The sequence below is a fragment of the Spirillospora sp. NPDC049024 genome, from assembly GCF_040649235.1.
Classification (GTDB): domain Bacteria; phylum Actinomycetota; class Actinomycetes; order Streptosporangiales; family Streptosporangiaceae; genus Spirillospora.
Genome location: NZ_JBEZFD010000001.1, coordinates 125466 through 147675 on the forward strand (window position 1 = coordinate 125466; position 22210 = coordinate 147675).

Annotated in this window: 20 protein-coding genes; 4 read left to right on the forward strand and 16 right to left on the reverse strand. The window is 73.0% G+C overall.

Annotated elements, in window-relative coordinates; all coding sequences use genetic code 11:
• Nucleotides 1–220 precede the first annotated feature (220 nt).
• From efeB to AB0C21_RS00660, 8 genes are all read right to left on the reverse strand, one after another.
• A complete protein-coding gene (gene efeB / locus AB0C21_RS00625; RefSeq protein ID WP_500201995.1) occupies nucleotides 221–1468 on the reverse strand; it encodes an iron uptake transporter deferrochelatase/peroxidase subunit in 1248 nt (415 codons plus the stop codon).
• A gap of 36 nt (nucleotides 1469–1504) precedes the next feature.
• Complete coding sequence (efeO, locus tag AB0C21_RS00630) at nucleotides 1505–2638, reverse strand: iron uptake system protein EfeO (RefSeq protein ID WP_500201996.1); 1134 nt, start codon at nucleotides 2636–2638, stop codon at nucleotides 1505–1507.
• Nucleotides 2639–2795: 157 nt separating this feature from the next.
• Complete coding sequence (locus AB0C21_RS00635; RefSeq protein ID WP_500201997.1) at nucleotides 2796–3263, reverse strand: YbjQ family protein; 468 nt, start codon at nucleotides 3261–3263, stop codon at nucleotides 2796–2798.
• A 205-nt stretch (nucleotides 3264–3468) separates the two neighbouring features.
• Complete coding sequence (gene rpoD, locus AB0C21_RS00640; RefSeq protein ID WP_500202333.1) at nucleotides 3469–4614, reverse strand: RNA polymerase sigma factor RpoD; 1146 nt, start codon at nucleotides 4612–4614, stop codon at nucleotides 3469–3471.
• Between the two features lie 72 nt (nucleotides 4615–4686).
• Nucleotides 4687–6666 (reverse strand): DNA primase, encoded by a 1980-nt coding sequence (dnaG, locus tag AB0C21_RS00645; protein ID WP_500201998.1) that lies wholly within the window; start codon nucleotides 6664–6666, stop codon nucleotides 4687–4689.
• 134 nt (nucleotides 6667–6800) lie between these two features.
• Nucleotides 6801–8000: an RNA-guided endonuclease InsQ/TnpB family protein gene (locus AB0C21_RS00650; RefSeq protein ID WP_500201999.1), complete on the reverse strand. Its 1200-nt coding sequence runs from the start codon at nucleotides 7998–8000 to the stop codon at nucleotides 6801–6803.
• Between the two features lie 172 nt (nucleotides 8001–8172).
• Nucleotides 8173–8808: a Rid family hydrolase gene (locus AB0C21_RS00655; protein WP_500202000.1), complete on the reverse strand. Its 636-nt coding sequence runs from the start codon at nucleotides 8806–8808 to the stop codon at nucleotides 8173–8175.
• A gap of 2 nt (nucleotides 8809–8810) precedes the next feature.
• A complete protein-coding gene (locus AB0C21_RS00660; protein WP_500202001.1) occupies nucleotides 8811–10337 on the reverse strand; it encodes a flavin monoamine oxidase family protein in 1527 nt (508 codons plus the stop codon).
• Between the two features lie 427 nt (nucleotides 10338–10764).
• Between AB0C21_RS00660 and AB0C21_RS00665 the strand changes: the two genes are divergently transcribed.
• A complete protein-coding gene (locus AB0C21_RS00665) occupies nucleotides 10765–12039 on the forward strand; it encodes an ABC transporter ATP-binding protein (protein WP_149257563.1) in 1275 nt (424 codons plus the stop codon).
• Here the strand turns inward: AB0C21_RS00665 and pdxR are convergent.
• On the reverse strand, nucleotides 12036–13469 hold the full coding sequence (gene pdxR / locus AB0C21_RS00670; protein ID WP_500202002.1) for a MocR-like pyridoxine biosynthesis transcription factor PdxR: 1434 nt from the start codon (nucleotides 13467–13469) through the stop codon (nucleotides 12036–12038). The two genes, AB0C21_RS00665 and pdxR, sit on opposite strands and share 4 nt — an antisense overlap.
• 82 nt (nucleotides 13470–13551) lie before the next feature.
• Between pdxR and AB0C21_RS00675 the strand changes: the two genes are divergently transcribed.
• Together AB0C21_RS00675 and AB0C21_RS00680 are read left to right on the forward strand one after the other, a co-directional pair.
• Nucleotides 13552–14160, forward strand: a complete 609-nt coding sequence (locus tag AB0C21_RS00675) for a TIGR03086 family metal-binding protein (RefSeq protein ID WP_500202003.1) — start codon at nucleotides 13552–13554, stop codon at nucleotides 14158–14160.
• Complete coding sequence (locus tag AB0C21_RS00680; protein WP_500202004.1) at nucleotides 14148–14573, forward strand: hypothetical protein; 426 nt, start codon at nucleotides 14148–14150, stop codon at nucleotides 14571–14573. The genes AB0C21_RS00675 and AB0C21_RS00680 overlap by 13 nt, the downstream gene beginning before the upstream one ends.
• Here the strand turns inward: AB0C21_RS00680 and AB0C21_RS00685 are convergent.
• The gene (locus AB0C21_RS00685) at nucleotides 14525–14914 is read right to left on the reverse strand and encodes a MerR family transcriptional regulator (protein WP_149257567.1); all 390 of its coding nucleotides are present in this window, start codon (nucleotides 14912–14914) and stop codon (nucleotides 14525–14527) included. The genes AB0C21_RS00680 and AB0C21_RS00685 overlap by 49 nt on opposite strands.
• A gap of 123 nt (nucleotides 14915–15037) precedes the next feature.
• Between AB0C21_RS00685 and AB0C21_RS00690 the strand changes: the two genes are divergently transcribed.
• Nucleotides 15038–15907, forward strand: a complete 870-nt coding sequence (locus tag AB0C21_RS00690) for an LLM class F420-dependent oxidoreductase (protein ID WP_500202005.1) — start codon at nucleotides 15038–15040, stop codon at nucleotides 15905–15907.
• 53 nt (nucleotides 15908–15960) lie between these two features.
• Here AB0C21_RS00690 and sigJ read toward each other — a convergent pair whose 3' ends face one another.
• The 6 genes from sigJ to AB0C21_RS00720 all read right to left on the reverse strand — a co-directional run bounded on the left by sigJ (nucleotide 15961) and on the right by AB0C21_RS00720 (nucleotide 22178).
• Entirely contained in the window at nucleotides 15961–16821 is an 861-nt protein-coding gene (gene sigJ / locus AB0C21_RS00695) for an RNA polymerase sigma factor SigJ (RefSeq protein WP_500202006.1), read from the reverse strand.
• A 56-nt stretch (nucleotides 16822–16877) separates the two neighbouring features.
• Nucleotides 16878–17330, reverse strand: a complete 453-nt coding sequence (locus AB0C21_RS00700) for a GtrA family protein (protein WP_235036632.1) — start codon at nucleotides 17328–17330, stop codon at nucleotides 16878–16880.
• 115 nt (nucleotides 17331–17445) lie between these two features.
• Entirely contained in the window at nucleotides 17446–18612 is a 1167-nt protein-coding gene (locus AB0C21_RS00705; RefSeq protein WP_500202007.1) for an MFS transporter, read from the reverse strand.
• A gap of 48 nt (nucleotides 18613–18660) precedes the next feature.
• The gene (locus AB0C21_RS00710) at nucleotides 18661–19887 is read right to left on the reverse strand and encodes an NAD(P)/FAD-dependent oxidoreductase (RefSeq protein WP_500202008.1); all 1227 of its coding nucleotides are present in this window, start codon (nucleotides 19885–19887) and stop codon (nucleotides 18661–18663) included.
• A gap of 134 nt (nucleotides 19888–20021) precedes the next feature.
• Nucleotides 20022–21296: a deoxyguanosinetriphosphate triphosphohydrolase gene (locus AB0C21_RS00715; protein WP_500202009.1), complete on the reverse strand. Its 1275-nt coding sequence runs from the start codon at nucleotides 21294–21296 to the stop codon at nucleotides 20022–20024.
• A gap of 33 nt (nucleotides 21297–21329) precedes the next feature.
• Nucleotides 21330–22178: a YdcF family protein gene (locus AB0C21_RS00720; RefSeq protein WP_500202010.1), complete on the reverse strand. Its 849-nt coding sequence runs from the start codon at nucleotides 22176–22178 to the stop codon at nucleotides 21330–21332.
• Nucleotides 22179–22210 lie beyond the last annotated feature (32 nt).

Here is a 22210-nt window from a genome sequence, read left to right on the forward strand (position 1 = left end):
ATGAATACATGCCCTTTTATCCACTGATTAGCGGATCAACCCACCAGAACTCGGTGGCCGCGATCCAGCGCATGGCCGTATCCGGAAAAGAAGCCGTGGGTCATCGGACGCTCACCGCTCGGGGACGGCGGCCCCGCTGGACACGGGGCACCGGAACAGCCTCCTGCATTCCGCGGCGCCGGCCGGGGCGTCCCGGCCGGCGCCGCGCGCTCGTCAGGCCCTACTTGCCGAAGAGGGTGTCGCCCCAGTAGCCGCCCTTGCGCACGCCCGGCGGGCACGCGTAGACGCCCGACCCCACGTGCTGGATGTACTCGTTCAGCGCGTCGGTGGCCAGGGAGTTCTGGACGCGGATGAAGCCCGTCCGCGGGTCGCGCTGGAACGCGATGAAGAACAGGCCCGCGTCCAGCCGCCCGAGGCCGTCCGACCCGTCGGTGAACGAGTAGCCGCGCCGCAGGATGCGCGTCCCCTGGTTGGAGTCGGGGTGCGCGAGCCGGACGTGCGCGTCCGGCTTCATGCGGGCGAGGTCGGGCTTGTCGCGCTCCTTCTTCAGCCCGGCGGGCGCCCCCTCGCCCTTGTCCCGCCCGAAGATGTCCTCCTGCTCGCGCAGCGACGTCCGGTCCCAGGTCTCGATGTGCATCCGGATGCGGCGGGTGACGAGGTAGGAGCCGCCCGCCATCCAGTCGGAGCCGTCGCTCCCGGTCGCCCACACGTGCCGGTCGAGCAGGTCGCCCTGGGTCCCGGCGATGTTCTCGGTGCCGTCCTTGAACCCGAACAGGTTGCGCGGGGTCTGCGCGTCCGGCGTCGTCGAGGACGTCTTGCCGAACCCGAGCTGGGACCAGCGGATCGCGGCCACCCCGAACCCGATGCGGGCCAGGTTGCGGACGGCGTGCACCGCCACCTGAGGGTCGTCGGCGCAGGCCTGCACGGCGATGTCGCCGCCGCTGCGGTTCGGGTCGAGGTTGTCGCCGGGGAAGTGCGGCAGGTCGACGAGGGCGGCGGGGCGGCGCGCCCTGATGCCGAAGCGGTCCTTGCCGTCCTTCTCGAACAGCGAGGGGCCGAAGCCGATCGTCAGCGTGAGCCGGGACGGCGGCAGCCCGAGCGCCTCGCCGGTGTCGTCGGGCGGCGCGACGGCGGGGCCGCCGACCGCGCCGTCGCCGACCGGCCTGCCCGCGGTCATGGCGGCGGCCGCGGCCGTCCACTCCTTCAGCATCCGCACGAGCCGGTCGCGGTCGCCCGTCGTCACGTCGAACGCCGCGAAGTGCAGCCGGTCCTGCACCGGGGTGGCGATGCCCGCCTGGTGCGCGCCGTGGAACGGGATCGCGGCGGCCGCGCGGTCGTCCTCCTGCGCGGAGGCGACCCGGTCGACGCCGGCCCCCGCGGCGGCCCCGGCGAGCAGGCTCGCACCCGAGAACCCGAGCATCCGCCGCCGGGACATGCCCGGCCGCTCCTGCGTCCCCTCGCCCGTCATGGCGCCACGGCTCCTCTCGTCCCGCTCACTTCCGGATCACTTCGCGACGGCCGCGGCGAGCCTGGACAGGGGCTCGCCCAGCGCGTTCACCGCGTCGGCCAGCTCCTTGCGCTCGTCCTCGCCGACCTTGTCGTAGGAGACGTAGCCGTCGCCCTTCTCGTGCTTCTTCAGCAGCGCCTCGACGGCGGCGAAGTTGTCGTCGAGGTCCTTCGCGAGCTGCGCGTCCCGCTCCTGCACGACCGGCTTGAGCAGCTCGTGGATCTTCTTGGCGCCGTCCACGTTGGCCTTGAAGTCGACGAGGTCGGTGTGGCTGAACGCCTCCTCCTCGCCGGTGACCTTGCCGGTGGCGACCTCGTCCAGCAGCTCCTTGGCGCCGCCCGCCATGTCGTTGACCGGGTCGAGGGTGAGGCCGGGCAGCCGCGACTTCAGCGTGTCCAGGTCCTTCAGGAGCTGGTCGCCGTACTTCTCCTTGCCCTTGACGGAGCCGTCCTTCCAGAGGGCCTTCTCCAGCAGGTGCCAGCCGGACCAGTCCTTCTTCTCCTCCGGCTTGAGGTCGGCCTCGCGCGCGTCGACCTTGGGGTCGAGGTCGCCGAACTTCTCGGCGACGGGCTCGATCGTCTCCCAGCCGACGCGGGACGGCGCGTACAGCCCCTTGGCCTTCTCGACGTCGCCGGCCTTCACCGCGTCCACGAACTTCCTGGTCTTGGCGATCGTGTCGTCGGTCTGGGCGATGACGAAGGCCTTGTAGTCGGCCGCGGCCTTGTCGAGGCGCGCGTCCGCCCCGCCGGCGGATCCGCCGGTGACCGTGACGTCCTCGGACGGGCCCTTGCCGGTCTGCCCGGCGCTGCAGAGCAGCTTGTACCGGCCGGCGGGCAGGTTCACGACGAAGTCGACGGTGGTGCCGGGGCCGATGTTCTCCCGCTCGGCGAGGATCTTGCCGTCCGGCTTGAGCACCTCGAACTCGTTGACCTTCGAGCCCTTGTTGGCGACCTTGAAGGTGGTCCGGCCCGCGGGCAGGTCGGTCTTGGCGACCTCGCAGGTGTCGTCGGTGGCCGTCACGGGGACGGCGCCCGACGCGCCCGCCTCGTCCCCGTCACCGCCGCACGCCGTCAGAAGGGACATCGACACCGCGGCGGCGCCGGCGAGCGCGAGGACGGACACAGGACGCATCAGGCTCTCCAGAAGACGTGCAACACATGGTTAGGCTTTCCTAAGTTAGCGAAAGCTAACCTCAGCACGTCAAGGGGGGCGGGAGACAGTGAGTCATCCCACGCCGTTCGACCTGGTGCGGCCTCCCCGCGATGCCGGTGCGGATCCGGTCGCGGCCTCAGCGCGGGCGGTCGTGGAGGCCCATCGTGAGGTTGCGCGCGGCCATCGGCGGGCCGCCGGCCTGCGGGTCGCCGTAGGGGGGCAGATGCCCCGGGTGCTGCTGCGGCTGCTGCTGGTACTGGGGGGCCTGCTCGCGCTGCTGCGCGGCCGGCTCCGCCCAGACGGCCGTCCCGTACGCGCACACCTCGATGCCGCCGCCCAGCACGGCGGTGTCGAACCGCATGCCGACCACCGTGTTGGCGCCCTTGCGGCGGGCCTCCTCGCCGAGCCGGTCCACCGCCTCCCGGCGCGCCGCGGCCAGGCTGGCTGCCGGCTGCTCCCCCGTCACGCGGAACGTCGCGCTGCTCCCGCCCTGTCCGGGCTGGTGGACCCCGCCCTGATCGGCTTGGACGGCCGTCCCCAGGACCTCTCCGAGCACGCTCCTGATCTCGTACCCGGCCACGCCATCAGTCGTCACGATCAGCATGGTCACCACGGTAGGACACTGTCCGGACGAAATGCGACGTGAAGCCGGTTTTCACGCACCGCGCCGCTCACCACGACTCCGCACCGCGCGGCACCACCGGCGCCCGGCGGCGCGGGCCGGCGCCCGGGGCCGGGCATGCGGCCGTCCTCCCGGCGGACCGGCCGGGAGGACGGCCGGCGCTCCGTCGCCCTCGCGGGCCGGCGCCTCAGTCCAGGTACTCGCGGAGCATCTGCGCCCGGGACGGGTGCCGCAGCTTCGCCAGCGTCTTGGACTCGATCTGGCGGATCCGCTCGCGCGTCACGCCGAACTCGCGCCCGACCTCCTCCAGGGTGCGCGGGTGGCCGTCGGTCAGGCCGAAGCGCAGCTGGATGATGCGCTGCTCCCGCTCCGACAGCGTGCCGAGGATGTCCTCCAGCTGGTCCTGCAGGAGGATGAACGCCGCGGCCTCCATCGGCACGACGGCGTCGGCGTCCTCGATGAAGTCGCCGAGGTCGGAGTCCTCCTCGCCGATCGGCGACTGCAGCGAGACCGGCTCCTGCGCGATCCGCTGGATCTCCACGACCCGGACGGGCGACAGGCCCATCTCCAGGCCGATCTCCTCGGGGGTCGGCTCCCGGCCGAGGTCCTGGTGCATCTGGCGCTGCACGCGGACCAGCTTGTTGATCGTCTCCACCATGTGGACCGGGATGCGGATCGTCCGGGCCTGGTCGGCGATCGCCCGGGTGATCGCCTGCCGGATCCACCAGGTGGCGTAGGTCGAGAACTTGAACCCCTTGGTGTAGTCGAACTTCTCGACCGCGCGGATCAGTCCGAGATTTCCCTCCTGGATCAGGTCGAGGAACAGCATTCCCCTGCCGACATACCGTTTGGCGATCGAGACCACCAGCCGCAGATTGGCCTCGATCAGCCGTTGCTTCGCCCGCACACCCTCGCGGGAGAGCAGTTCGAGGTCGAGCAGTTCGCCGCGGGTGAGGACGGCGGTGCGCGCCATCTTCTCCTCGGCGAAGAGTCCCGCCTCGATCGATTTCGCGAGTTCTACCTCATCTTCTGCCGTGAGCAGCGGTACGCGACCGATCTCTCTCAGGTAGATGCGAACCAGGTCGCTCGTCGGCGCCCGCTTGCCGAGGTCTCCCTCATCCGCTCGCGTGACGTCCTCGGTCTCCTGCTGAGACTCGAGGACCTCCACCCCCTGCTCTGCGAGCATCCGGACGACCCGCTCCAGGGAGTCGTCCGGCAAGTCCGAGCGATCGAGCGCGGCAGCGACGTCCTCGACGGTCACACCGCCGCGTTCTCTGCCGCGTGCGACGAGGTCCGCCACCTGATCAACCGATGGCGCCTCGCTTGGCAGCACCGAAGGGCCCACGCAGACAGTCTGCGTCAAATGGGGCCTAGATCACAGGACCCATTTTCGCGGGCCGGCCGCCTACTGGGACCCAAGCCCTCGCTCCCGCAACACCCGTCTCTGCTGCTCAAGCGCGACAAGATCACCGAAGAGCCGGTTGTACTCCTCGGCCGCCTCGACCGGATTCAGCCGCCCGAGTTTAGATTTCACGCTCGCGATCATGCGTGTGAGCTGGCGTTCCTGAATTCGGGCCAGCAATTCCGCGGCATATCGGTCATCCGATTCCTGCGCGGACCGTACGGGCTCCACTCCGAGCTTGGTCACCAGATCTCTGACCTGGTCGTTCGGCGCCCGCTCCAGCAGCAGCGCGACCCACTCGGCGACGTTCCCGGCTGCCGTGACGCCGCCCGCCTCGGCGAGCACCGCCCGCACGGCCGCGTGCGGGGGCGCGATGAACGCCTCCACCGGGACCTCGTCGAACGCCGGGCCGAGGAGCGCCGGGCGCTGGACCGCCAGTTTCAGCAGCTCGCGCTCGCGCTGGACCTCGGGATCGGAGGGGTCGAAGGCGGGCCGCCGCGGCGCCCGGGCCTCCGCGTCGCCGTTGCGCCCGTTCTCCGCGGCGGAGCCGTTCGCCCGGCCGCCGCCGTCCTGCCCGCGGCCGTTGCCGTTCGGGCCCCGCTCGCCGCCGGGGCGGCCGCGGCCGCCCCCCGCCTGGGCGCGGCCGTGCGCGCGGTTGGCCAGCTCGCGGACGCGCCGCAGCACGAACTGCTCGTCCATGATGCCGAGCCAGCGGTCGAGGTTGACCGCGTACATGTGGCGGCGGGAGCGGTCCTTGATCGCGGCGACGACCGGGGCGGCCGCGTCCAGGGCGCTGAGCCGCCCCTCGACCGTGTCGAGGTCGTGCTGCTCGATCGCGCTGCGCACCGCGAACTCGAACAGCGGCAGCCGGGACGCCACGAGGTCGCGCACCGCCGCGTCGCCGTGCCGGATGCGCAGGTCGCACGGGTCGAGGCCGTCCGGCTGGACGGCGACGAACGTCTGCGAGACGAACTTCTGCTCGTCGTCGAACGCGCGCAGCGCCGCCTTGCGCCCGGCCGCGTCGCCGTCGAAGGTGAAGATCACCTCACCGCGGAACTCGTCCTGGTCCATCAGCAGGCGGCGCAGCACCTTGATGTGCTCGTCGCCGAACGCCGTGCCGCAGGTGGCGATGGCCGTCGGGACGCCCGCGAGGTGGCAGGCCATCACGTCGGTGTAGCCCTCGACCACCACGGCCTGCCGCCGCCGCGCGATCTCCTTCTTCGCGAGGTCGGCGCCGTACAGCACCGAGCTCTTGTGGAAGAGCGGCGACTCGGGGGTGTTCAGGTACTTGGGCCCGTCGTCGTCCTCGAAGAGGCGCCGGGCGCCGAACCCGATGACGTCGCCGGACAGGTCGCGGATCGGCCACATGAGCCGGCCGCGGAACCGGTCCATCGGGCCGCGCCGCCCCTCCTTGGCCAGGCCGCCGGCGACGATGTCGCGGTCGGCGAAGCCGCGCCCGCGCAGGTGCCGGACCAGGCCCTCCCACTCGCGGGGCGCGAACCCGACGCCGAAGTGCTCGGCGTCGGCGGCCTCGAAGCCCCGCTCGGACAGGAACGCGCGCCCGGGCGCGCCGGCGGCGGAGGCCAGCTGCTCGGCGTAGTACTCGGCGGCCGCCCGGTGCGCCTCGACCAGCCGGGCGCGCTGCCCGGAGTCCTGGCGGGGGCCGCGTCCGCCGCCCTCCTCGTAGCGCAGCTGGATGCCGGCCTGGGCGGCGAGCCGCTCCACCGACTCGGTGAACGTGAGGTGCTCGATCTCCTGGACGAACTTGATGACGTCGCCGCCCGCCTCGCAGCCGAAGCAGAAGTACAGCCCGCGCGAGGGCGTCACGTTGAACGACGGGGACTTCTCGTCATGGAACGGGCAGAGGCCCTTGAGGTTGCCGCCGCCCGCGCTGCGCAGCTGCAGGTACTCGCCGATGACGTCGGCGATGGACGAGCGCTCGCGCACGAGCGCGATGTCCTCATTGCGAATCCGGCCTGCCACGACCATGGAGTCTACGGCGGGCCCGTGACATCGAGGGCATCGCGCCGCGGCCGGCATGGGTGCGCGCGGGCCGAAGAGCCGGTACTTGACGTCCTCCCCGCCTGACGGCGGGGGATTCCAACCCGTCCCGTCTCCTATACGGAGAGGAGAGCGGGTTGAGGTTCGCGGTTCACCGGCCCGCCCAACAGCGTGCCTCCCCGCGCAGCCACCGTGCGCCCCACGGCGGTGTCTTTGATGTTGCGGGCGGCGTTGACGTCGGCGTTGGCCCGGTGCCCGCAGGCCACGCACAGGAACACCGCTTGGCTCTCACGGTTGTCCCGGGCACGGTGCCCGCACGCGTTACAGGTCTGCGACGTGTACGCCGGGTCGACCTTGACGACCCGCCCCGGCGCCTTGTGCTCCAGCCGAGTGACGAGCCGCCCCCACCCGGCGGCCAGGATGCTCCGGTTGAGCCCGGCCTTCTGCCGGACGCGGACGCCGGGGGCGTCGATGGTGCCTTTGGCAGAGCGAGTCATGCCCCGCACATTCAAGTCCTCGACGGCGATGACGTCGAACCGGCGCGCCAGCTCCGTCGAGGTCTTCTCCACCCAGTCCTTGCGGCGATCGGCCTCACGCGCCTTCAGCCGCGCTATGGCGGCCTTGACGCGGGCACGCCGGTTCGATCCCCGCTCCGCACGGGCCAGGCGCCGCAGCAACCGCCCCAACCGCTCGGCCTCCCCACGCGTCAGACCCGGCACAGTGGAGGACTGGCCGGTCGATAGCGCGGCGGACACCGCCACGCCCCGGTCGACACCGACCGCCTCACCGTTGCCGGGCGCGGGCACTGGGGCGGGCACATGCGCGAACGCGACATGCCAGCGTCCGGCGCGGTCGCGGGTCACCCGGAACGACCTCACTCCGGCCGGGACGGGGCGGGACCAGCGGAACCGCACCCACCCCACCTTCGGCACCCGCACCTCACCAGTGCGGCGCGACAGCCGCCGCACGTCCCACGCCCGGCCGCGGGCACCGACGATCCGGAACCCCTCATGCAGCCCGGCCTTGCGCCAGGTGGGGCGCCGATGCGTCCCGGCGAAGAAGTTCGCCATCGCCTGCGCGAAGTCCTTGAGCGCCTGCTGCTGCACCGTCTGCGAACCGGCCGCCAGCCACGCGAACTCGGCGCGGGCCTCGGTGAGCTGGCGGGCCTGCGCGACATAACCCGGAGCCGGGCCGCGCCCCGGCGTCCACCAGGCATGCTGCTCCACCGCCAGGTTCCACACATACCGGGCGTGCAAGCAATGTTCCAGCAACCCCGCCTCCTGGGCAGGGCTCGGACACAGCCGGTACCGGGACACGCCCCGCAACATACCGACCGCCACCGACAAAACCACGAGGGATACTGTGCCGGACCGTGCCCGCGCTTGCTCCCCGCCCTGGCGGAAGTACCGGGGAGCTCCTCCTTCGACGGACGGGAGCGCCCGGCGGGGGCCGCAGAACGCTCCCGGACCTTGGACGGACGGAGCCGCGCTAACGGAACGCGGCCACGACCTCCACCTCGACTAGCCAGCCTGACACGGGGAGGTTCTCGATCTCCAGTGTCACCCGTGACGGACGCGCGGGATTGACGTACATGGGAGGGGCGGGCGGTGCGGTGCCGAGCGGGACGTTCACGGGCGCGCCGGTGGAGAGGTCGGTGTTGGCGAAGTACTGCCGGTAGGCGCGGTTCCAGCCGGCGAAGTCCGCCGCGGCGGCGCCGGGGGCGTTGGCGAGGTAGGCCCGCATGGAGATCACGTCCCGGAGGGTGAGGCCCTGGGCCCTGAGGTTGGCGGTGATCTGCTTGAGGACGTTGAGCGACTGGGCCTCGGTGATGGTGACGCCGGGCGGCGGCGCCGGGTACTCGCTGTAGCGCTCGGGGCTGCCCGCCGGGGCGGAGGTGTCGACCTCCTTGGGGCCGAGGCCGCTGGCCGTGTAGGTCGCGACGCGCCCGCCGACGGCGACGCCGTCGGCGATGGCCGGGTTGTTCTGCCCGGCGGGGAGCGCGGGACGCACCTCGTTGGGGCGAGGCGGCTTCACGAAGCCCTGGGGCGCGGCGGACGCGACCCCCGCGACTCCGACGAACGCGGCGGTGGCGAGTCCGCCGACGACGATTCTGCTTCTCAGCACGGTCATCCCTTCAGGACGCGCTGGTGGAGTTCGGTCACGACCTTGCGCGCGGACTCGAACGAGCCGTGCTGCCAGGCGATCTCATGGCTGAGCCAGTCGCCGGCGTAGTAGACGTTCCCCTGCGGCTGGTTGAGGAGCTTGTACTCGGCGCCGAGGGACGGCCAGCTCACCCAGCCGCCCTCGATGTGCGGCTGCCGTATCCAGGCGATGGACGCGGACGCGGCGATGCCCTTGCGGTAGCGGTCGCCGTGGATCTTCGCCCCCTGGTCGAGGGCGCGGGCGAGCCGTCCGGCGTGCCCCATCCGCGCGTAGGTGTCGGCCTGCGCGCCGAAGTTGTAGTAGCCGACGAGCAGGCCGGAGCGGCCGTGGTAGCCGTACGAGGGGTACCAGATGGTGGACAGGTCCAGGTCGGTGTTCGTGATGCCGCCGTAGATCTTCTCCTCGGTCTCCCACCAGCGGTTCCGGTACTCCAGTCCGATCTTGCCGGTGGAGACCGGGACGGGCGTGCCCAGCGCGGACTGGACCGCCGCGCCCAGGTTGTGCGGGATCTTCGCGAGCACCTGCGGCGGCAGGGTGGCGATGCAGTAGTCCGCCTCCAGGACGCGGGTGCGTCCGTGCGCCTCGTACTGGATCCGCACGCCCTGAGCGAGGTTCGTGATCTGGGTGACCTTGGCTCCGGTGCGGATCCGGTCCTTCCCGACGGCCTTGGCCAGCGCGCGCGGGATGGCGTCCATGCCTCCGACGGGCTGGAACATCAGCATCGCCTGGCTGTAGCCGAACTCGAAGGAGAAGTAGCGGCCCACGCCGCTGGCCAGGACGTCCGACAGCGAGGGCGGGGGGCCGAGGACCGTTCCCTCGACGTCGCCCGCCCCGGGGTCGACGCTGAAGCCGCGCCGGTCGGTGCCCTTGTACGCGTACCCGTCGGTCTTGGCCCCGATGGCGCCGAAGCCCGACAGGAACGACAGCAGCCTCTCCCTGTCGGTCGAGGTGAGCCGCTCGTTGAGGGCGCCCTGGTCGGTGGCCTTGGCGAGCAGTTCGGAGATGTAACCGTAGACGTCGGCCTTCGCGGTGCGCCACCGCACGGGGGACGTCATCCCGGCCGACTCGTTGAAGAGGTAGGCCTGGGCGTTCGCGTTGGTGAAGACCTCCAGCGGGACGCCCAGTTCCCGGCAGTAGTCCATGGTCGTCATCCACTGCGCGATGCGCGCCGGGCCCGCGTTCATGTACGTGCCGTCGCCGAACCCGACCCGCTGGGTCTCGCCGCCCGTCTCGGTGAGGCGGTCGCCGCCGCGGAGCGTGCGGTTGCGCCCGCCCACCCGGTCCTGCGCCTCGAGCACGGTGACCCGGTAGCCGGCCTTGCCCAGTTCGTACGCGGTGGCCAGCCCGGCGACGCCCGCGCCGAGCACCACGATCTTCGCGGCCGCACGGCCGCGCAGCCGGAAGTCCGACTCCCGCGGGGGCTGGAACGGGACGCGGGTGCGCGCCTCCGCACTCGGGGCCAGGCCCAGCGCGCCCATGGTGGCGAACATCGCGCCCGCCCCGCCGGTGGCCCCGACCCGGGTGAGGAAACCACGTCTGCTGACACTCGTCGGCTCTGCCGTATCCGCCAAGGAACACCTCCAAGATCTCTCGTCCGGGAAGTCTGGGAGCGTTCCATTTCGGGCGGCGCCGCGTTCTGTAAGAGCCGTGTTGCCGACCGGGCGCTCCGGTGATCAACCGGTTTCGCAACCCTCACGGGCGCGGCGGGGCGGCAGGGGCGGCCGGCGGGCGTCCCCGTCCGCCGGCATGCGCCAATCCGGTCGGAGCCGGATACATCCTTTGATGCCCGGAATATACGATCCAGTGGCCGAACTCGGCCGGGTTAACGGCTGGTAACACTGGATTCACTCTGGACAATGCGGACCACCCCGCGATGAGATGGCGCACCGAAGATTTGCCCACCCCCAGGCGGACCCGATGACGGATGTTGTGCTTGACGGCGTCGACAAGGTATATCCCGGCGGCCAGGTGGCCGTCAGGAACGTGCGCCTGCGCATCAACGACGGGGAGCTGTTCGTCCTGCTGGGACCGTCCGGGTGCGGCAAGTCGACCATCCTGCGCATGATCGCCGGACTGGAGGAGATCACCGCGGGGGACCTCTGGCTCAACGGCACCGTCGCCAACGACCTGGCGCCGCGCGAACGGAACGTGGCAATGGTGTTCCAGGAGGGCGCGCTCTACCCGCACCGCACGGTCAAGGGCAACATGATGTTCCCGCTGGAGGTGTCCGGGGACGACCGCGCCGAGGCGTCGGCGAAGGTCGTCGAACTGGCGCGCGCGCTCGGCATCAACACGATGATCGACCGGCTGCCGCGCACGCTGTCCGGCGGGCAGCGGCAGCGGGCCGCGATCGGGCGGGCGCTGATCCGCGAGCCGTCGCTGTTCCTCATGGACGAGCCGCTGTCGAGCCTGGACGCGGGGCTGCGCACGGAACTGCGCGTCGAGATCGCCGCGCTGGTCCGCTCGAGCGGCACCACCACCGTCTACGTCACGCACGACCAGGTCGAGGCCATGACGATGGCCGACCGGATGGCGGTGCTGCGCGACGGCGTCCTGGAGGACGTCGGCACCCCCGAGCAGATCTACGAGGACCCGGGGACCGTGTTCGTGGCCGCGTTCCTCAGCTCCCCGCCGATCAACCTGCTCCAGGCCACCCTCTGGGCCGTCGAGGGCGAGGGGCTCGTGCTCGACCTCGGGCCGCAGCGGCTGACCCTGCCGTGGGACGACCCGCGGGCGTCCGCGCTCATCAGCCACCACGGCCGGCCCGTGATCGTCGGGATCCGCCCCGACACGATGATGCCGATCGCCCCGGGCTCGCCCGCGGCGCCCGGGACCGTCCTGTCCGGCCAGGTCCGCGCGCTGGAGTTCCACGGGCACGAATGGCTCGCCTACGCCGAGGCGGGCATCCCCACCGTCGACGCGAACGAGGTCGGGCGCCCCGCGCGGCCGCAGGTCCTCGCGGCGGAGCGGCCCGCGCTGCGCGACCGGGTGCGGTCGCTGTTCGGGCGGCCGGCCGAGGAGGAGGAGCCGCACGAGGAGCACGCGGGCCACCACCGGCGCTCCGACCTCGTCTTCCGCATCGCGCCCGGCGGGCGGCCGAACCGGGGCGACCGCGTCGCGCTGGCGGTCGACCTCGACCGGGTCCTGTTCTTCGGCGCGGACGGCCGGCGCATCACGCCCGTCCAGCGCTAGCCGCGCCGGTCCACCGCCGGTCGGGCCAGGACCGCGGCGAGCCGGCGCATCCCCTCGTCGATCTCGGGCGGCGTCACGGCGCCGTAGCCGAAGACCAGGCCCGCGACCGGCGGCCCGGTCACGGCGAACTCCGACAGCGCGAACAGCCCGACGCCCGCGCCGAGCGCCCGCGCGGCCACGGCGGCGTCGTCGGTGCCGTCCCGGAACGCGGCGCTCAGATGCAGCCCCGCCTCGGACGGGACGAGCTCCAGCCGCTCCCCCGGCAGCCCGGCCACCAGTTCGGCGACGCGCTCGTGCCGCGCCCGGTACTCGCGGCGCGACCTGCGGATGTGGCGGGCGAGCAGCCCCTCGTCGATGAACCGGGCGAGCGCGGCCTGGGCGGGCAGCTCGGCGTGCCAGGACGAGACGTAGCGCGCCATCCGGAACGCGTGGTGCAGCGACGGCGGCGCCACCAGGAACCCCAGCCGCAGCACCGGCCGCATGATCTTGGAGAAGGTCCCCGTGTAGAGGACGCGGCCGTCCTCGTCGAGGCTCTGCAGCGGCTCCACGGGCCGCCCGCCGTACCGGTACTCGGTGTCGTAGTCGTCCTCGACGACCACCACGTCCCGGCGCCGCGCCCAGTCGAGCAGCGCCCTGCGGCGCGGCAGGGACATCGGCATGCCCAGCGGGAACTGGTGCGACGGGGTGACGTAGACGGCCCGCGCCTCGCCGGGCAGCGCGTCCACCCGCAGACCCTCGGCGTCGACCGGCACCCCGCGCACCCGCATCCCGGCCGCGGTGAGGAGCATCCGCACGGGCGGGTACCCGGGGTCCTCCACCGCCACCACGTCGCCCGGTTCGAGCAGCACCCGGACGATCAGGTCGAGGGCCTGCTGGACGCCGGAGGTGACGACGACGTCGGCCCCGCTCGCCCGCACCGACCGCGAGACGCCCACGTGCCTCGCGACGGCCTCCCGCAGCGCGGGCAGCCCGGCCGGGTCGGCCGCCGACGCGGGATCGGCCAGCGCCGACGGCCGCAGCAGCCCCGACATGATCCGCCGCCACGCCTCGTAGGGGAACAGCCGCACGTCGGGCAGGCCGGCGCGGAAGTCCCACCGGACGCCGGGCATCGGCGGGGGCCAGACGGACACCCCGTTCCACACGCCGCGCGGCCGCAGCGGCGACGCGGCGGGGGCGCCGCGCGCGGCGGACCCGGTCTCCCGGACGAACGTCCCCGCGCCCACCCGGCTCGTCAGGAACCCCTCGGCGGCGAGGCGGTCGTAGGCGACGCCGACCGTGTTGCGGGAGATCGACAGGCGCCGCGCCAGCTCCCGCGTGGGCGGCAGCGCGTCCCCGGCGCGCAGCCGGCCGTCCAGGATCGCGGCGCGCAGCTGGGCGTAGATCTGGCCGGCGAGGTCGCGGCGCCCCACCAGGCTCACGTGGAGATCCACGGCGCCGACTCTAAATCGGCTCAGTCATTTGGCGCAATTTTGGACCTGTACCTGGGCCTCTACGGGTCCCTAGCGTGGCCGCATGGACCTGTTGACCGAACTGCTCACGACCGACTTCCGGCCGCTCGACCGGAAGGCCGCCGATCTCTACCTGTCCGTCGTCGCGCAGGTGAAGCCGGACGCGCTGCGCCTTCCGACGCCCTGCCCCGACTGGACGGTGCACGGCCTGCTGCGCCACCAGGTGAGCCAGGACGAGGGCTTCGCGGCCGCCGCCCGGGGCGGCGGCGCGCGGCTGTCGGAGTGGCGCGGCGGCGACCTCGGCGACGACCCCTACGCGGCCGCGAAGGCGTCCGCCCGCCTCGTGGCGGACGCCTTCGCCGACGTGGCCCTCGACGCCGAGCTGTCCCTTCCCGAGATCCGCGACGGCGGCGCCTTCCCCGCCTCGCTGGCGATCAGCTTCCACTTCGTCGACCTGGTCGTGCACGCCTGGGACGTCGCCGCCTCGATCGGCGCCGCCTGGGAGCCGTCCGGCGAACTCGTGGAGGCGTCCCTCAGGGTCGCCGCGATCGTCCCCGCGGAGGGCCGGGGCCCCGGCGACTCGTTCGCCCCGTCCGTCCCCTCCTCGGACGGCGCGGAGCCGCGGGACCGCCTGCTCGCCCTCCTCGGCCGGGACCCCTCATGGCGCTGCTGAGGACGGCGTGGCGCGCCGGGCCGGTCCGGGCGACCGGCCCGGTCCTCGTCAGCGTCACCGACTTCACCTGCGCGTATGCGCTCGACCTGCCGAGGGCCTTCCGCGCGGGGATGGCGCTGCGCCGCTCGTGGCCGGACCTGGAGGGCGCCGTCGGCCTGTGGCTGTGGACCGACCTCCGCCGGCGCAGGTGCGGCTCCGTCTCGGTGTGGACGGACGAGGCCGCGCTACGCGGCTTCGTCGCCTGGCCGCCGCACGTCGCCGTCATGCGCCGGTTCCGGCGGCGCGGGACGATCCGTGCCGACACCTGGCGGGCGGACGCCTTCGAGCCCGCGGGGACGTGGGCTCGCGCGGAGCGCGTCCTCGCTCAGTTCGAGGAGGGCGCGGCGCCGCAGATCGTCGACGCCTCCCGGTAGAAGCCGATCTTCATCTTGATCTGCTCCTGCTGCGCGCGCAGCGTGGCGATCTGCTCCTCGACCCGGCGGTCGTGCGCCTGGAGCAGTTCGAGCCGCTCCTGGACGGTCTCGGCGCCGCCGCGGGCCAGCTCGGAGTAGCGCAGCATCTCGGCTATCGGCATCCCGGTGCCGCGCAGGCAGCGCAGCATCCAGAGCCACTGCAGGTCGTCGTCGGTGAACACGCGCCGTCCCGACGCGTTCCGCGCGATGCCGGACAGCAGCCCGATCTTCTCGTAGTAACGCAACGTGTCGATGCTGAAACCGCTCTTCTCGGCGGTCTCGCCTGGAGAGTAGGAGCTCACGCGTCCAAGGATCGCACCTGGAGCGCACTCCAGGTCAACGCCCGGCGGGCGTGATTTGACCTGGAGCGCGCTCCAGGTCGCAGAGTGGAAGGAGACGCACACCGCGAAGCACAAAGGAATGCCATGCGCATTGGACTGCAGGTTCCGAGCTTCACCTTCCCCGGAGGGCCCGAGCAGATCGGCCCGACGTTCGGCCGGATCGCCCGCGAGGCCGACCAGGGCGGGCTGCACTCGCTCTGGGTGATGGACCACTTCTTCCAGATCGAGATGGTGGGCCCGCCGGAGGACCCCATGCTGGAGGCCTACTCCGCGCTCGCGTACGCCGCGGCGCTGACCGAGCGGATCACGCTCGGGACGATGGTCACCGGGGTCACCTACCGGCATCCCGGCATCCTGGTCAAGACCGTGACCACGCTGGACGTCCTGTCGGGCGGGCGCGCGTGGCTCGGCATCGGCGCGGCCTGGAACGACGAGGAGTCGCGCGGCCTCGGCATCCCCTTCCCGCCGACCGGGGAGCGGTTCGAGCGGCTGGAGGAGACGCTGCGCATCGCCCACCGGATGTGGGAGGGCGACGAGTCGGCGTTCGAGGGCGGCCACTACACGCTGGAGCGCCCGATCAACTCGCCGCCCGCGCTGCGGCGCCCGCACCCCCCGATCCTCATCGGGGGCGGCGGCGAGAAGAAGACGCTGCGGTTCGTGGCGAAGTACGCCGACGCGTGCAACATCTTCGACGGCGACGAACTGCCCCGCAAGCTGGACGTCCTGCGCGAGCACTGCGAGCGCGAGGGCCGCGACCACGCCGAGATCGAGAAGACCGCCCTGACCTTCTTCGCCGGCACCCCCTCGGTCGGCGCCGCCGTCGACACCGTCGGACGGCTCGCCGAGCGCGGCATCGACCACGTGATCTTCTCCCAGGGCACCGGGCAGGACCTGACCGGCATCCTCGCCGAGGCCCTCGCCCAGACCGAGAAGATCGTCCCGGCGGGCCGCTGAGCCCCCGTCCCGCGCGCCGCGGTGCGGAGCGGCGCGCGGGACGGCCGGCTGGTTCAAACTCCGCGCAGGGACGCGAGCTTGCGGGGGTTGAGGACCCGGCGGACGGCGGTGACGCGGCCGTCCGCGACCTCCACGGTGTCGACCGCGGCCAGCCGGCCCTCCCGCCGCACCAGCAGCTCGCGGCGGCCGTTGACCTCCGCGAACTCCAGCCGGAACGCGTTGCGGGCGCCGACGCGCAGCAGGGCGGTCGCCACCCGGCCCGCCCCGGCGATGACCTTGCGGGCGGCGAAGACGTGCCCGCCGCCGTCGGTGGTGTAGGTGGCGTCCGGGTCCAGCAGCGCCAGCAGCGCGGCCTCGTCGCCGCGCTCGTAGGCGGACCGGAAGGCCTCCAGCACCCTGTCGCGCTCCGGCGCCGGGGCCGGGCGGGCCGGCAGCGCAGCGGCGACCTTGCGCCGGGCGCGGGAGGCGAGCTGCCGGCACGCGGCGGCCGATCTGCCGAGGACCCCGGCGATCTGCTCGTAGGGCACCTCGAACGCCTGGTGCAGGACGAACGCGACGCGCTCCGGCGGCGACAGCTCCTCCATCACCACGAGCATCGCGGTGCCGGCCGTCTCGTCCACGAGCACCGGCTCGGCGGCGTCCGGCCCGGTGAGCAGCGGCTCGGGCAGCCACGGCCCGACGTAGTCGACGCGCCGCGCGTGGGCGGACCCGAGCACGTCGTAGGCGCGGCGCGCGGCCACCGTGACCAGCCAGGCGCGCAGGTCGCGGACGTCGTCCAGCGGCTCGTGCGCGGAGGCGCGCAGCCACACGTCCTGGGTGATGTCCTCGGCGTCCGCGACGCTCCCGGTGATCCGGTACGCGGCGCCGAACACCGCGGGCCGGTGCTCGGCCCATTCCTCGTCGAGTCGGCTCACGCCCGCTCCGTGCTTCCGCTTGGCTTCCGTGGGAGACAACTCGCGAGGCCCGGGATTCATGCCGCCGCGGGAGTGAAGACCCACTTCTTGTACGACCAGTAGCGGAACGCCGAGCCGAGGCCGACCCCCGCGAGGAGCCCCAGGTTGTAGGCGATCCCGCCGTGCAGGCCGAGGGTGTAGTAGGTGAAGCCGGTGCACAGCACCTGGATCAGCAGCCCGACGCCGTTCAGCGCGAAGAAGATCGCGACCTCCCGGCCGGAACCGTCGCTGTCGCGGTGCCGGAACGTCCAGAACCGGTTGAGCAGGTAGGAGGACAGGGTGGACACCACGGTCGGCACGACGACGCTCGTGACCGGGCTGCCGCCGAGCCACGCGCGCATCAGGTTGGCCCCGAAGATCATGATCAGCGTGCCGAGGCATCCCACGAAACCGAAGCTGAGCAGCTCGCTCAGGAATGTCCGGAACGCCGGGGCGGGCGGGACCGTTTTCGCCGGTCGCGACCGCTGCATGGTGCTCACTCGCCCAGACCTTACCTGAGTAGGACATATACGAAGGTCGTAACCCCAAAGATCCGTGACCCACCGTTACCGTCGCGCCGTCGGCGTCCCGCCGGAAACGGCAGGGTCACCGCTCGGCCGTCACCGCGGCCGGGGCGAGCAGGACGATCAGCCCGACCAGCGCGACGGGCACGGCCAGCGCCCATGTCAGGCCCACGCCCTGGGCGACGAACCCGATGACGGGCGGCCCGCCGAGCAGGCCGAGGTACCCGACCCCGGTGACCCGGGAGATGCCGGTCGCGGCCGGGACGCCGGGGAGGTTGCCGGCCGCGCTGAAGGTGACGGGTGCCACGACCGCGACGCCGAGGCCGAACAGCGTGAATCCTGCCACCGCCGCCGTCGGGTCGCCCGCGGCGAGCCCGAGGCCGAGCCCCAGCGCGGCCACCAGCGACCCGCCCCGCAGCACCGGGACGGGCCCGAAACGCGCGACGACCTGGTCCCCGGTGAGCCGCCCCACGGTCATCGCCACCGCGCACCCGGCGTAGCCGAGCCCGGCCACCCCGGGGCCGGTGCCGAGGTCCTCCCGCAGGTAGATCGCGCTCCAGTCGGCCATGGCGCCCTCGCCGACGAACGAGCACAGCCCGATCACGCCGAGCATGATCAGCGGCAGGCGCGGGGACCGCGCGGAGGCGGCGTCCTCGTGCGGCACGGGCGGCTCGTCGGCGGAGCGGTCCAGCAGGCTCCGGCAGCCGAAGGCCAGCAAGGCGATCAGCACGGCCGCCGCGGCCGCCAGGTGCAGCGGGACGGGGACGCCCGCGTGCGCGGCCGCCGCCCCGGCCAGCGCCGCCAGCAGCGTCCCGATGCTGTAGGAGCCGTGCAGCCCGGACATCAGCGGGCGCCCGTGGCCGCGCTCGACGGCGACGCCCTGGGCGTTCATCCCCACGTCCATCAGGCCGAGCGAGGCGCCCAGCAGGAGGAGCGAGAGGACCAGCGCGCCGAGGTTCCAGGCGAGGCCGAGGGGGACCAGCGACAGCGCCCCGGCGACCCCGGCGGCGACCGTCGTCGCGCGGCTGCCCCACCGGCCGATGATGCGCCCAGCGAACCGGACGGCCGCGACGACGCCCACGGGCGCGCCGAGCAGCGCCACGCCCATCGTGCCCTCGCTCAGCCCGAGATGCTCCTTGATCTGCGGGATGCGGGCGACCCAGGCGGCGCCGAGCAGGCCGTGCGCGGCGAACGCCAGCGTCACCGCGAGGCGCGCGCGGGCCGGCACCGCGATCTTCTCGGTGACCACTCAGCAGACTGTACGTGGCTTACGCGACCGGGCCGGGGCCCGGCCGCGTCACGCCAGCTCCGCGAGCGGCACCCCTGGGTCCGCGAGCCGGGCGGCGTCCACTGGGCGACCGGAGCGGATCAGCGCCTGGACGTCCCCGGTGACGTCCCACACGTTGACGTTCATGCCGGCGACGACCCGGCCCTCCGACAACCAGAACGCGACGAACTCCCGCCCCGGGACGTCCCCGCGGTACACGACCTCGTCGTACTCCCCCGGCGCCGCGACGCCCGACATCTCCATGCCGAGGTCGTACTGGTCGCTGAAGAAGTACGGCACCCGGTCGTAGACGACGTCCCGGCCGAGCATCGCCCGGGCCGCGGCGGGCCCGCCGTTCAGCGCGTTCGCCCAGTGCTCCACCCGGATCCGGCGGCCGAGCAGCGGGTTGTAGGCGTTGGCGACGTCCCCGGCCGCGTAGACGTCCGGGTCGGACGTGCGCAGCGACTGGTCGACCAGGATCCCGTCGGACACCTCCAGCCCGGCCCGCTCCGCGAGCCCGCTGTTGGGCCGCACGCCGATGCCGACGACCACGACGTCCGCGGGCACCTCGGCGCCGCCGGAGGTCACCACGGCAGACACCTGCCCGGCGCCCCAGAACCCGGCCACGCCCTCGTCCATCCGCAGGACGGCGCCGTTCTCGCGGTGCAGGTCGGCGAACATCCCGCCGAGCTCGGGCCCCACCGCGGCGTGCAGCGGCACCGGCTCGGGCTCGATGACCGTCACCTCGTTGCCGTGCGCGCGGGCGGCCGCCGCCGTCTCCAGCCCGATCCAGCCCGCCCCGGCCACCACGACCCGGCGGCCGCCGGGCGCGAGCGCCTGCTTCAGCGCCGCCGAGTCGGCCATCGTCCGCAGGTAGTGGATGCCCTGGAGCTTGGACCCCGGCACGTCCAGCCGCCGCGGGGAGGCGCCCGTCGCCAGCAGCAGCCTGTCGTAGGACACCGGCTCCCCGGTGGACAGCCGCACCTGGTGCGCGCCCCGGTCGATGGACGCGACGGACGTGCCCGTCCGCAGCTCCACGTCGTGCTTGTCGTACCAGTCGGCCTCGTGGACGTGGGCCTTCTCCCGGGGCTCCTTGTCCAGCAGGTACCCCTTGGACAGCGGGGGCCGCTCGTACGGCCGCTCGATCTCCTCCCCGACCAGCAGCACCCTGCCCGAGAAGCCCTCCTCCCGGAGCGTCTCCGCCGCCTTGGCCCCGGCCAGGCCGGCGCCGGCGATGACGAACGTCTCCTCGGGCATGGCGACCTCCTGTAGTTGACCTGTAGCTATCCCTACAGCGGCCTCTGTAACGAGACAAGGGGCATCGTCTGGCGCGTCGGGGCGGATTCCTCTCCGCGGCCCGCGGCCGGGCGGCCGCACCCCGCGGCCCCGGGTCAGTACCCGCGTCCGCCCAGCATGCGGTGGCGGGCCATCGCCGACAGGTCGGTCAGCGAGGCGATCTGGTCGATCACGGCGCGCAGCCGGGCCGCGTCGTCGCCGGCATCCACGAACGCGTCGCGGAAGCCCGGGTCGAGCGTGTCCGGGGCGCCCGCGAGCATCATCTCCGCCAGCTCGGTGATCAGCGTCCGCTGGCGGGCCCTGACCTCCTCGTGGCTGATCCACACGTAGTGCGCCGTGATGCCCTTGAGCAGGGCGTTCTCCAGCCGCTGCGCTCGCGGGACGATCAGCTCGGCGGCGTAGCGGGTGAGCGGGCGGTCGCCGTAGGCCTCGCGCGTGGCGGCCTCGGCGGCCAGGCAGAACCGCCCGATCAGCGTGCTGGTCAGGTTCTTGAGGGCGGCGAGGCTGCGGGGCGTGCCGTCGTAGCGGTCGGGCCAGTACGGCTCGGCGAGCAGCGCGGCGAAATGCTCCTCCAGCTCGGCCTGGCCGGCGTCGGGGCAGTACAGCTTGGCCGCCGTGGCGGCGACGAGGCGGCGCTCGCCGGGGTCGGCGAGCCGGACGAAGTCGACGTGCCCGGCGACCAGCGCGTCCTCCAGGTCGTGGACGGAGTAGGCGACGTCGTCGCTCCAGTCCATGACCTGGGCCTCGAAGCAGGTGCGGCCCGGCTCTGCGCCGTCGCGCACCCAGCGCGCCACGTCCGCGTCGTCGTCGTAGACGCCGAACTTGCCGTTCACCGCCTCGGCCTGCGACCACGGGTACTTCATCGCGGCGTCCAGCGCGGCGCGGGTCAGGTTGAGGCCGACGCTGCGGCCGTGCAGGGGCGGGCCGTCCGCCGCGAACGACTTGGGCTCCAGCCTGGTCAGCACGCGCAGGCTCTGCGCGTTGCCCTCGAACCCGCCGCAGTCGCGCGCGACGATGTCGAGCGCGTACTCGCCGTTGTGGCCGAACGGCGGGTGCCCGATGTCGTGGGACAGGCAGGCCGTCTCCACCAGGTCGGGGTCGCAGCCGAGGGACTTGCCCAGCTCGCGGCCGACCTGCGCGCACTCCAGGGAGTGGGTGAGGCGGGTGCGCAGGCTCTGCACCGTGTCGGCCACGGCGTCGGCGCCGGGCGAGGCCACCTGCGTCTTGGCGGCGAGCCGGCGCAGCGCGGCGCTGTGCAGGACGCGGGCCCGGTCGCGTTCGAACGCCGTGCGGTCGCGGCGCTTGGGGGGCTCGGGCGCCCAGCGCTCCCTGGCGCGGGCGTCGTAGCCCGGGGTCGTGTTGATCGTCATGTCCCTATCCAGGGTAAAGGGCCGCCGGGGGCCTCAGCGGCCCGGCGGCGGGGAGGAAGGGGCCGACGACGCGGAGGGGCCCGCCGAGGACGGCGGGGCCTGCGACGAGGAGGGCGTCGCGGACGGGTCGATGTGGATCCGCTTGATGGTCTCGTCGGGCACCTGGACGCTCTTGCCCAGCAGCACGTAGGACAGGTACCCGCCGGTCTCGCGGACGATGTAGTGGAACTGGGTGTCGCGGGTCTGCACGCTCGGGCCGCTGCGGGTCGGCGACGCGGCGGCCTTGATGCCGCTGTCCTCGGCCATCTTCTTGGAGCGCAGCCCGTGCCACGGGTCGGTGACGATCACGCCCGAGGACCAGTGGTGCCGGTCGAACTCCTTGCCGACGGCCTTCATGCTCTCCAGGGTGTCGCGCCCGACGGGCACCGCGAAGACCCGGGAGGCGGGCACGCCGCCCTTGCCGATCAGCCAGCTGCGGCCGGCGCCGGCCTCGGTGTAGTTGTCGCCGGGCGCCTTGCCGCCGACCGTGACGATGGCCGGCGCGACGCCGGCGCGGTACAGCTCCAGGGCGTGCTGGAGCCGCCATTTCAGCGTCGGGGACGGCACCCCGTTGTACTGCGCGGCGCCCAGCACGATGATCGCGTCGGAGCGGGGCCGCTCGTCCTGGCGGGCCTGGTACCAGATCCGCGCCCCGACCGTGAGGGGCGTCAGCAGCGCGACCGCCAGCAGCCCGATGAGAACGCCGGCGGGCACCCTGAACCAGGGCGACCGGCGCCACCGGCCGCGCCCAGGGCTCCGCCGCGGCCCGCCCGCCCGCTCGTCGGGCCCGTCCGCCTCGTCGTCTTCCGGCCTGAACTCCGGCAACTCCGCTTCCACCGTCATCGCATCGGACACGTTAGTGAGATGGTGCGGCA